The following is a 10369-nucleotide window of genomic DNA, read 5'->3' on the forward strand; positions in this document are numbered from 1 at the left end:
TCGCCGCCTAACCAGCGAGAGCACCATCTCCTGGCGCGACCCGACATCACACGCTAAACGGCCGCTTCCGGGATAAAACATCGGGCGAAAACGACCTCTCAGGAGCCGGCCGCAGCGGCGCGCGAGCAGACCGAGCGCAGCGGCTGTTGGAGAGCCGACAGCGCCACCAGCCGTGCTGCCCCGGTCAGCCGCCGGAGTCGAGCAACAGGTCGAAGCGGCCGGAGCCGCCGTCCACGATGACGGTCCACGCGCGCGAGGAACCCCGGCCGATGCACGGCCGGGGTTCGCCGGAGGACTCGGGAGGGTCAGCGCTGGAGGGTGAGGAGGCCCGGCCGCCACGGCAGTTGGTCGTAGGGGCCGGTCGCGGTGGGCGACTTGCCCTGGTAGAGGAGCCGCAGGTTGCAGGGGTCGACGGTCATGGTCTGATCGGGGTTGTCGCGGACCAGGTCACCGTGGCTGATGTCGTTGGTCCAGGTGGCTCCGCTGTTGGCCTTGCCCGCGAAGGGGCTGCCTTCGCTGCCGGCCTGCACGGTCCACGAACCGCTGAGGCTGGAGGCGGTGAACGAGCGGAAGTAGCGTCCGTTCGCGCCCATCGCCTCGACGATCATGAGGTACTGGTTCTGGCCCTGGACCTTGTAGACCTGCACGGCCTCGAACAGGTTGTTCGTCGAGTCGCTCATGACCGTCGTGTACGACGAGCCGAAGTTCCCGGGGAAGTTCCCGATGGGCATGCTCGCCCGGTAGATCTTGCCGTTGTCACCGGCGAAGAACAGGTACATGTTCTGGCCGTCGGCGATCAGGGTCTGGTCGATCGGGCCGGTGCCGGAGCCGGAGATGCTCCCGGTGAACAGCGACTGCGGCGAGGACCAGCCATTGGGGTTGGTGGGGTCGCTCGACGTGCGGTAAACGAAGGGCGACGCACCCCACTGGTACGCCAGCACCCAGATGTTCTTGGGAGCGAAGTAGAACAGCGTGGGCGCCACCGCTGCCTGGTTCATCCCGGTCTGGCCGGCCGATGCCATGTCCGACCAGTTCGTGAAGGGGCTGAACATCATCGAGCCGTACGACGATCCCGACACGTTCGACGCGTAGACCAGGTGCTTGCCGTTGTAGGTCACGTTGGTGAAGTCCTTCAGCGAGACCCACCCGTTCGCCGGCTGCGCCAGGGCACCCGTCGACGTCCACCGGTACGTCGACGGCAAGGAGCAGGAACCGTCCGTCGGCGGCGTCCCGGTCAGGCCCGTCCACTTCTGGTTGTTGCCGCCGCCGCACGTACCGATCTGCACCGCCGTGCCGTTGGCCGTACCGGCGCCCGCGGTCTCCAGGCACAGTCCGGACTCCACGCCGACGACCGTGCCGTCGGAGTTCACCCGCCACCGCTGGTTCGCGCCGCCGGAGCAGCTCCAGATCTGCACCCGGGTGCCGGCCGTGGTGGCGTGGCCCGGCACGTCCAGGCACTTGTCGCCGTACACGGTCAGCTGTTCGCCGTCCGTCGACGTCCACTGCTGGTTGGTCCCGCCCCAGCAGTCGTACACCTGTAGGTACGTGCCGTTGGTCTGGTCGGCGTTCGGCACATCGAGACACCGGCCCGAACCGGCACCCCGCAAGGCGCCGCTGGTGGCCGCCTGGGCCGGACCGGCGACGAGCATCGCCGCCAGCGCGGCCAGGACCGCTGCCACGGCGCCGAATACCGCGGACAGACGCCTGCGGCTGGAACTTCCTCTACGCATGGAGACTTCCCCACCTTGAGTGAGTGGTTCCGGTCGGCCTCGTCGGAGGTCGTCCGGACTGGACGGCACTGGTTCAGGGCGTGGACAACTCGAACCGCGTGATGCGGACCGAGCCGCCGAGCGCCCGGGTGGCGTGGTTGAAGAGGGCGAACCGGTAGCCCATGAAGAACCTCCAGTCGTTGCCCATGGAGAAATCGGGTCCGAGGCGGGTGAACGTGACGCCGTCGGTGCTGTAGGAGAAACTTCCCGGGCGTGCCGCTCCGGGGCGGATGTCCGCGCTCGCGCGCAGCCAGACGCGGCTGCCCGGGACGGCCGCGCTCGCGAGTTCGTAGCCGGTGCCGGCGGTGTTCCAACTGCCGTCCATGGTCAGCCCACCGACCATCGCCACCCGTGTGACTCCGCCCTCGCGCTTGAGACCGATCCACGCGGAGGAGTCGCGCAGCAGCGCGAGTCCGGCGCGGTCGCCGTCCCTCATCGCGGAGTGGTCGAGTTGGACCGTGGCGGTGGAGGTGGGGCCCTGGATGCGGTGTGTGAGGGTGTTGCGGGCCCAGTAGAGGTCGTCGGTGACCGTCGCGGTGCGCAGGGTCAGACCGCTGCCGACCGACCACTTGGTGTTGTCGGGATTGTGGTTCCACTCCCACCGGGGTGCGAGGGTCGTGCCGTCGAAGACGTCGACTCCGGTCATCGGGGTGACCTGGCGGGACGGCGGGGGCACGGCCGGGCTGGGATAGGAGGTGCCCCACGCGCCGTTCACCAGCTGGACGACGGGCCAGCCGTCCGAGGTCCAGGTGACCGGTGCCAGCGCGGGCACCCGGCCGCCGGGGTAGGCGTCGACGAAAGCCAGGTAGTACCAGGCGCCGTTCTGGGTCTGCACCAGTCCGCCCTGGTGCGGGACGCCTCCGCCGGGGATCGGACCGCGCAGGTCGAGGAGCACCTGCCGCATCGTGTACGGGCCGAAGGGGCCGCCCGACGACTTCAGGATGTACTGCCCGTTCGCCGGGCGGGTCAGGAAGATGTAGTACTGCCCGTTGATCTTGTAGAAGCGGGAGCCCTCAAGGGTGCCGACGCTCGACGGCGCCGTGAACACCTGCTGGGTGCGGACCTGGGTGCGGCCGTCGGGGGATAGCTGGGCCACGCTGATCGTGGTGTTGCCGTACGCCACGTACAGGGTGTCGTCGGTGTCGACCAGCAGCCCGGCGTCGTAGTAGGGGGTGCTGATCGCCGTCAGCCGGTTCCACGGCCCCTCCGCGGCCGGCGCGGTGTAGATGTACGTCCGGGCGAAGTCGATCTGGCCGAGCCAGTAGAAGGTCCTGTTGCCCGGCCGGTAGGCCAGTGAGGACGCCCAGATCCCCCTGACATAGCCGCGGGCCCCGTTCAGGTCGTACTTGGCGCCGAAGTCCAGGACCGGCACCGAGTGGCCGGCGATCTCCCAGTGCACCAGGTCGTACGAGCGCAGTACGGGCGCGCCCGGCGAGTAGTGCATGGTCGAGGCCGAGGCGTAGTAGGTGTCTTGCACGCGGATGACGTCGATGTCCGCGAAGTCCTGCCAGATCACCGGGTTCGTGTACTCGCCGGCCGCGGCACGGACCGGTCCCCGGGCGGGAGCGGCCGCGGCGTGGGAGGTGCCCGCCGAGGGGAGGACCACGCCGGCGGCGAGGCCGGCGGCGGCCGCCAGCGCACGACGGCGAGAATGCTTTTGATGAGTCCATGACATATCTGTCACGCGACATGCTCCTTGCGGCTCGGCCTTGCGATGGGCGCCATCGGGAGGCGCCCCTACGGTGCGAGTGGAGCGGCACTGTTTCCAATCGTTCGATATTTCGAACTTATGTCGAAGTATCGAGCAACTTGGATGATAGAGAGCGAGCGAGCGACGTCAATACGTCTCGCATGATTAGCTACTTGTGTCGAAACATTCGAAGGCTCGGGCCGTGCCCGTGCCCCCGGGAACAGCCGGGCCGTGGCGGACGTTGATCGGATGCGGCGGATTACGGAGGCCAAGGCAGTGCACGGTGAATACAAAGTGCCCGGCGGCAAGCTCGTCGTCGTGGACGTGGACGTCGAGGACGGCGTGCTGCGGCACGTGCGCGTGGCGGGCGACTTCTTCCTGGAGCCGGACGAGGCGCTGGAGGCGGTGAACCGCGCGCTGGAGGGCGCCGACGCGGGCACCGACGCGGCGGGGCTGGCCGAGCGGATCGACGCGGCGCTGCCCGACGGGACGGTGATGTACGGGCTGACCTCGGAGGGCGTCGGCATCGCGGTGCGCCGGGCGCTGGCGCGCGCCACGGACTGGACCGACTACGACTGGCAGCTGATCCACGAACCGCCGCAGCCGCCCGCCCTGCACATGGCGCTGGACGAGGTGCTGACCGCCGAGGTGGCCGCGGGCCGGCGGCCGCCGACGCTGCGGGTGTGGGAGTGGGGCGCCCCGGCGGTGATCATCGGCAGCTTCCAGTCGCTGCGCAACGAGGTGGACTCGGCCGGGGCCGACCGGCACGGCATCGAGGTGGTGCGGCGGATCTCCGGCGGCGGCGCGATGTTCGTGGAGCCCGGCAACACGATCACCTACTCGCTGTCGGTGCCCGAGTCCCTCGTCCAGGGCCTCTCCTTCCAGGACAGCTACGCCTACCTGGACGACTGGGTGCTGGGCGCGCTCGGCGACATGGGCATCCGGGCGTGGTACCAGCCGCTGAACGACATCGCCACGGACCAGGGCAAGATCGCGGGCGCGGCGCAGAAGCGGATCGTCGGCACCGGCGGCGGCCCGGGTGCCGTGCTGCACCACGTGACGATGTCGTACGACATCGACGCCGACAAGATGGTCGAGGTGCTCCGGATCGGGCGGGAGAAGCTGTCCGACAAGGGGACGCGGAGCGCGAAGAAGCGGGTCGATCCGCTGCGGCGGCAGACGGGGCTGCCGCGCGAGGCCGTCATCGACCGGATGATCGCCTCCTTCGACGCGCGCTACGGCCTGGCACGGGGCAAGGTGACCGACGAGGAACTGGCCCGGGCCGAGGAGCTGGCGCGCGCCAAGTTCAGCTCGGCGGAGTGGACGGCGAGAGTGCCGTAGCCGCCGGTTGAGGGCGCATAAAGGGACAGAGGCGTACGTCGTTGCGCGTGCCGCCGTGACCGGGCGGGCACGGGGGGCGTTGGCACTTCCGCCGCACAGACAGTCATGTGACACTGTCGTACCCCGCCCCCGTCGCGGGGTCCTTCCCCACCCCTCCCCCCACGAGAAGTGCGCCGTGCGTTCCCTTCCTCTGCCGCTCGCTCTCACCGCGCGTCTGTCGCCGGTCGCGGTGCTCGCCTGTGCCGGCTGGGCGCTGACCTCGGGCCCGGCCGCCCCGCCCGCCGCCGGGCACGGAACGGCCCAGAACACGTCCGCCGGTTCCGCTGATTCCTCCGGTTCCGCCGCCGCGGCCCCTTCGGCGGCCTCGGCGGCGAAGACGTACTCCGCCGCACCCGCCCCGTGCGCCAGCCTGCCGTCCGCCACTCTCAAGTCGCTGGTGCCCGGGGCGAAGACGGCCGGTCAGGAGATCCCCTCGACCGACACCACGCTGCGCCGCACCTGCTCCTGGAACGCGCTCCACGGCTACGACTACCGCTGGCTCGACGTGTCGTTCGAGATCGGCGCGTCGGACGCGGAGGTACGGAAGGAGTACGAGCAGCGGGTCGCGGAGAAGAGCGGCGGCGGGGCCGTCCCCGGGCTCGGGGACGGCGCGTACTCCGTCGTCAACCTCACCACGGAGGACAAGCAGCAGACCCGTGAGGGCGTGGTGCTGGCCCGCGTCGCCAACGCCCTGGTCGTCGTCACCTACAGCGGCAGCGACTTCGAGAACAAGAAGGCCCCCGCGACGGACGAGATCAACAAGGGGGCCATCAAGGCGGCGAAGTCCGCGGTCGCCGCGCTGGGCGGCGGCCGGGGCTGAGCCCGGCCGCCGGGGCTCAGCCGGTCGCCGCGTCCGGACCGTCCTCGATGCCGCGGACCACGAAGCCGACGTGGGGGCCGAGTTCGACCCGGTCGCCGTCGCTCAGCCGGACGGCCTGGTTCGGCACCAGGACGCGATCGTTGACCCTCGTGCCGTTGGTGGCGCCCCGCGGGACCTCGGTCACCCAGGCGGTGCCGTCCTCGGTGTGCTCGACGGTGGCGTGCTGGGCGGATACCGTCTCCTCGCCGGCCAGGAGCCCCGCCGCCTCGGGGGCCCAGCTGCCACTCCGCCCCAGCCGCAGTTCCGTGCCGCGGGGCACGTCGAGGTGGCCGCCGCCGGTACGGAACTCCAGCCGCAGCACCCCGCCCGGGAGCCGCCGCGGACGCCGGCCCGCGCCGACCGGGGAGAGGCAGGCGGGGCACACCTCCGTACCCGGGGGGACCACCGCGCGGCACGCCGGGCACCGTTGGCCGACGGGCTTCGGGGAGGACCGGGGCGGGGGTGTGGGGGCGCGGACCGTGGTGGCGCCGCCGACGGTCTCCCATTCGTCGGCGTGCGGCGCGTCGGCGTACGGCGCGTCGGCGTACGGCGCGTCGGCCGCCGTCGGCTCGCCCGGGCCCGGGGGGTCGCCGGGTACGCGGTCATCCGGAGCCGAGGGGGCGCCGGGTGCCGGTTCACCCGCAGCCGGGGCGTCGCCGTGGGTCCGGCCGTCACGGTGCCGGCCGGGGGTCTCCCACTCGTCGTCATCCCAGTCGCTTACCTCCGTCAACGGCGTCTCCCTTCTTCAGGACCACCCCGATGTCCACCCGCCCGCTCTCGGCCTCCCGTACGTCCGTCACCACCACCGTGGTGCCCGGTCCGAGGTCGGGTGCGGCGAACAGCTCCCGGGCGAGCGGGTTGATCAGATGGGTCTCCAGCACCATGCCGATGCCCCGGCCACCGTTCCACTTGTCCCGGGTGCAGTGTTCCAGCAGTTCCCGCCGGGCCCCGTCCTCGATCCGGAGCACCAGCCGGTGCCCCTGGGCCAGCTGCCGCTGGATGTTGCGGACCTGGAGGTCGAAGATCCGCTTGGCGACCTCCTCGGAGATGAAGTCGAAGACGACGACGTTGCCGCCGATCCGGTTCATCAACTCCGGCCGTCCGATGACCTGTTCGAAGTGCTTCTTGACGTTGTCCCGGACGGTGGTCTCCAACTCCTTGTACGGCGTGCCGGGCGCGACGATCCACTCGCGTTCCCCGGTCTCCCGGTCCGTGCGCTGCACACCGAGGTTGGAGGTGAAGATGAGCACGCACTCGCTGAAGTAGGTGGTCACGCCCTGTCCGTCGGTGAGCCTGCCGTCCTCCAGCACTTGCAGGAACTTGTCGAGGATGCCCTTGTCCGCCTTCTCGATCTCGTCGAAGAGGATGACCCGGAAGGGGTTCTCGCGCACGGCGGAGGTCAGTTCACCGCCCGCCTCGTAACCGACGTAGCCGGGGGGCGCGCCGACGAGCCGGTCGGCGGAGTGCGCGGCCGAGAACTCGCTCATGTCGAAGCGGAGGTATGCCTGGTCGCTGTCGAAGAGCACGGAGGCCACGGCCTTCGCCAGCTCCGTCTTGCCGGTCCCGGTCGGACCGGCGAAGAACAGCACACCGCGCGGCCGGTGTCCGGGGCTGGTGGCCTGGGCCCCGGACAGTCCCAGCGCGGCCCGCTTGAGGATGTCCAGGGTCATCGCCACGGCCGCCTCCTGCCCCAGCACCCGGCGCGGGATGGACCGCTCGTCGCGCGGGTCCTCGCCGCGCAGGATGCGCTGCCGGATCTCGTCCCGGCCCCAGGGGTTCTTCTCCACGCCCAGCCGGTAGATCCGTACGGCGTCGGGCATCGCGGCGAACGGCAGACCACGGGAGCGGGCGAGCTTCACGCTTTCCTCCATGGCCCGCAGACTGAGGCCGGAGGCCGCGCGGGCGAAGGCGCCGACGGCCCGCGCCGTCTCCTCCGCGTCCACACCGCCGGACGCGGCGGAGCCGTCACGGCTGCCGTGCCCGGCGTACCGCTCGTACCGCTCGTGCAGGAGGCGGGCCGTCGTGGTGCGTTCGTCGGCGTCGGGCTCCGGCACGGCGACGGCTCGGATCCGCTCGCTGCCGGCGATCAGCCACGCGGGTACGTCCCGCTCTCCCTCGGCGAGCCAGATCACCGGGTTGAACAGGCCAGGCCCCACCGGGACGACGGCGGTGCCCCGCGCGGGCGGCAACGGCTCGGCTTCGTGGGCGAGTTTGAGGCAGGCGAGGAAGAAGTCCCGTTCGTCGGGGGTCAGCCGGGACGGGTCGGTGAGGAGACGGGAGGCGTGGTCGATCACCAGGGCGACCCGCAGGGGCCGCAGCCGGCGGCCGTCGCGCACCATCTCGTCCCGCTGCCGCGCCCAGCCGTTGGTGATGTTCCGCACCTGTTCCAGTGCCGCCTGGCGCTGTGCCGCCGTCTGGCCGGGGAAGTCGCCCTGCCCCTGGAGCAGTTCGGTCACGGCCGCCCGGACGTTGCCGTCGCCGACATCGGCCACGCGGAAGCCGCTCACCTGGTCGCACAGGACCAGCGCCTCGTAACCCTTCTCCCGCAGGGGGTTCCACAGCACGTCGAGCAGCGAATGGAAGCGGTCCCGGCCGCGCCGGTGCACCAGGTGCAGGTCGCGGATGTTGCCGTGCAGGACGTACTGCGCGTGCACGCCGAGCGTGCCGATCAGCTCCTCCACGAAGAGCGGCAGCCGGTCTTCCTTGGACAGGTCCATCGTTCCTCCCCGATGCGCGCTGTCGCGGGCCGCGCGCCGGCCTTGGGTGCGGCGGTGGTCTCAGGACGCCGGCCGTGGTCGGCGGCGCCCGGGCTCGGTGGGGCCCGCCGTGTGCGAGGGCGCCCACCGTGGTCGGTGACGGCCGCCGGGGTCAACGGCGTCCGTCGCCGTCGACGGTCCGGTGCCGGGGGGCCTGCCGGGGCGGTACCTCCTGGGACTGGAGCGGGCCGGCCGTCGAGCCGGCCTCGTCGATCAGGTCGTCGAGCACCCAGGCGTCCTCCCCCAGGACGCCCGGCAGCGCCCCCTCGGTGCGTTCGACCGTGAACTGCACGTCCAGGCCCAGCGCCGCGGTGATCTCCTCCAGCCGGCCGAGCTGCTCCCGGGTCTCGGCGCAGCGCTCGTCGTCCAGGGCGCGCTGTTCGGGGGTCCGCTGCCCCGGCCCGCCCCGGTACATGGTCGCCACGCGGAGACGGCCGTCGACCAGGTTCGCCCTGAGCCAGTGGCCCGGGTCCCAGCCCTCCGGCGTCCAGTCGAGCCGGATCTGCTGCCCCTCCGGCCGGCCCGCCCCGGCCCGGCCGCCGAACTTCCTGGCCAGCTCCGCCACGGCACCGGCGCACTGCTGCTGGACGTAGCGGGCCTCCAGGTCGCGCAGCCGCTCCTCCACCCGGCGCTCGACCAGTTCGTGTTCGGCCGGGGTCAGCGCGACGCCCTCGTCCAGGGTCCGCCGGAGCAGGGCCACGGCGTCCGGTGCCGGGGCGAGGTCCTCGGCGCCCTCGGGAGTCTCGTACACGAGGAAGTCGTAGTGCAGCGCGGCGCGTTCCTGCGCCCTGCGCACCTCCTGCGCCTCCCGGTTGGCGTCCCGGACGAACTTGCGCGCCTCGGTGAGGTGGATGCGTGCCCGGCGGGGGTCCTCGGCGGCACGGCCCACGGCGTGCCGTACGGCCTGCCCGGCCAGGTCGGCCGTCTCCGCGGCGGCGTACGGGTCGAGGGTGCCGAGGATCTCCGCCCCCGCCCGGCGGACCTCCTCCGGGTCGAGCGTCCCGGGGGCAGTCCAGTCGGGGGGCTTCGGGGGCGGTTGCCGGGCCTCGGCGTCGGCTGCGCGTTCGGCGGAGAAGCGGTGCAGTGCGCGCTGCCGGCTCTCGTGCAGGGCGCGCTGCCAGTCGTCGTCCCGGTCCTCGTCCAGCCGCAGTCGCGCGGTGAGCCGACGCTGCTCCCACTCGGCCTGGCGCTCCTCCGCGCGGGTCAGGGTTTCCTCGGCGCGGGCCAGTTGCCGGCGCAGCTCGCCGAGACGTTCACCGACGGGGGTCAGCGGCGGCGGCACGTCGGGGCGCGGCGGAGGGCCGGGCGGACCGCCGCCGGCCGTGGCGCGCGCCACCCGCGCCAGCAGCGCGCACCGGCGGGCGTTGACCCGGACGGCGGCGTACGCGGCGGCCTGCCACTGCTCCGCGGCCGTCGCCGCCAGTTGCTGCTGCCGCTCCAGGCAGCGCTGTTCCTCCGCGGCGCGCACCGCCGCGGCGGCCAGCAGCCGGGTGCCGACCACGGCGGCCCGGCCTGCGAGCAGGACACCGCTGAGCGAGCCGAGCACCTGGAGCGCGGCGTCCGCGGCCTGGTGGGCGGCGTGTCCGGCCGCGTCGGCGAGGTGGGTGGCGGCCTGTCCGGCCGTGTCGTGCAGGTGCAGCATGCCGGTGTGCGGCAGCGCCTGCGGGTCGAGGGGCGGTGGGGGCGGCGGGAAGTGCACGGCGGGTGCCACCGTCTGGATGCTGGGGATGGCGAAACCCGTACTCATGCCTTTTCTCCTGTCGTGTCGGTCTTCGCCTGGGCGTCGGCGCCGGTGTCGCCGTGCCGGGGGGCGGGCACCGGGACCGGCCGTCGGCGTGCGGCCCGCCACGCGCGCGGCTCGCGCCCCGTCCACCGGGCGGTCCGGCTCCGGTGCCCGGCACCCGGCCGCGCCCCG

The 10369-nt window shown here is 72.3% G+C and carries 7 protein-coding genes; 2 read left to right on the plus strand and 5 right to left on the minus strand.

The features are described from left to right. Positions 1-305 precede the first annotated feature (305 nt). Both IF37_RS0136770 and IF37_RS0136775 read right to left on the minus strand, forming a co-directional pair. Positions 306-1730, minus strand: coding sequence for a non-reducing end alpha-L-arabinofuranosidase family hydrolase (locus IF37_RS0136770; protein ID WP_030753461.1), 1425 nt, complete (start codon positions 1728-1730; stop codon positions 306-308). A gap of 73 nt (positions 1731-1803) precedes the next feature. Further along, positions 1804-3444 (minus strand): glycoside hydrolase 43 family protein, encoded by a 1641-nt coding sequence (locus tag IF37_RS0136775; protein ID WP_030753464.1) that lies wholly within the window; start codon positions 3442-3444, stop codon positions 1804-1806. Positions 3445-3735: 291 nt separating this feature from the next. Between IF37_RS0136775 and IF37_RS0136780 the strand changes: the two genes are divergently transcribed. Further along, positions 3736-4800, plus strand: coding sequence for a biotin/lipoate A/B protein ligase family protein (locus IF37_RS0136780; RefSeq protein ID WP_030753467.1), 1065 nt, complete (start codon positions 3736-3738; stop codon positions 4798-4800). 175 nt (positions 4801-4975) lie between these two features. Further along, positions 4976-5659, plus strand: coding sequence for a hypothetical protein (locus tag IF37_RS0136785; protein WP_030753470.1), 684 nt, complete (start codon positions 4976-4978; stop codon positions 5657-5659). Between the two features lie 16 nt (positions 5660-5675). On the opposite strand, the gene IF37_RS46260 is transcribed toward IF37_RS0136785, so the two are convergent. From IF37_RS46260 to IF37_RS0136800, 3 genes are all read right to left on the minus strand, one after another. Then, on the minus strand, positions 5676-6428 hold the full coding sequence (locus IF37_RS46260) for an FHA domain-containing protein (protein WP_253915954.1): 753 nt from the start codon (positions 6426-6428) through the stop codon (positions 5676-5678). Next, positions 6403-8415, minus strand: coding sequence for an AAA family ATPase (locus tag IF37_RS0136795; protein WP_037858061.1), 2013 nt, complete (start codon positions 8413-8415; stop codon positions 6403-6405). Before IF37_RS0136795 ends, IF37_RS46260 begins: the two co-directional genes overlap by 26 nt. A 151-nt stretch (positions 8416-8566) precedes the next feature. Next, positions 8567-10201 carry a hypothetical protein gene (locus tag IF37_RS0136800; protein ID WP_052845579.1) on the minus strand — a complete coding sequence of 545 codons (1635 nt, stop codon included), beginning with the start codon at positions 10199-10201 and terminating at the stop codon, positions 8567-8569. Between the last annotated feature and the right edge of the window lie 168 nt (positions 10202-10369).

Source organism: Streptomyces sp. NRRL S-31 (genome assembly GCF_000718775.1).
Lineage (GTDB): Bacteria > Actinomycetota > Actinomycetes > Streptomycetales > Streptomycetaceae > Streptomyces.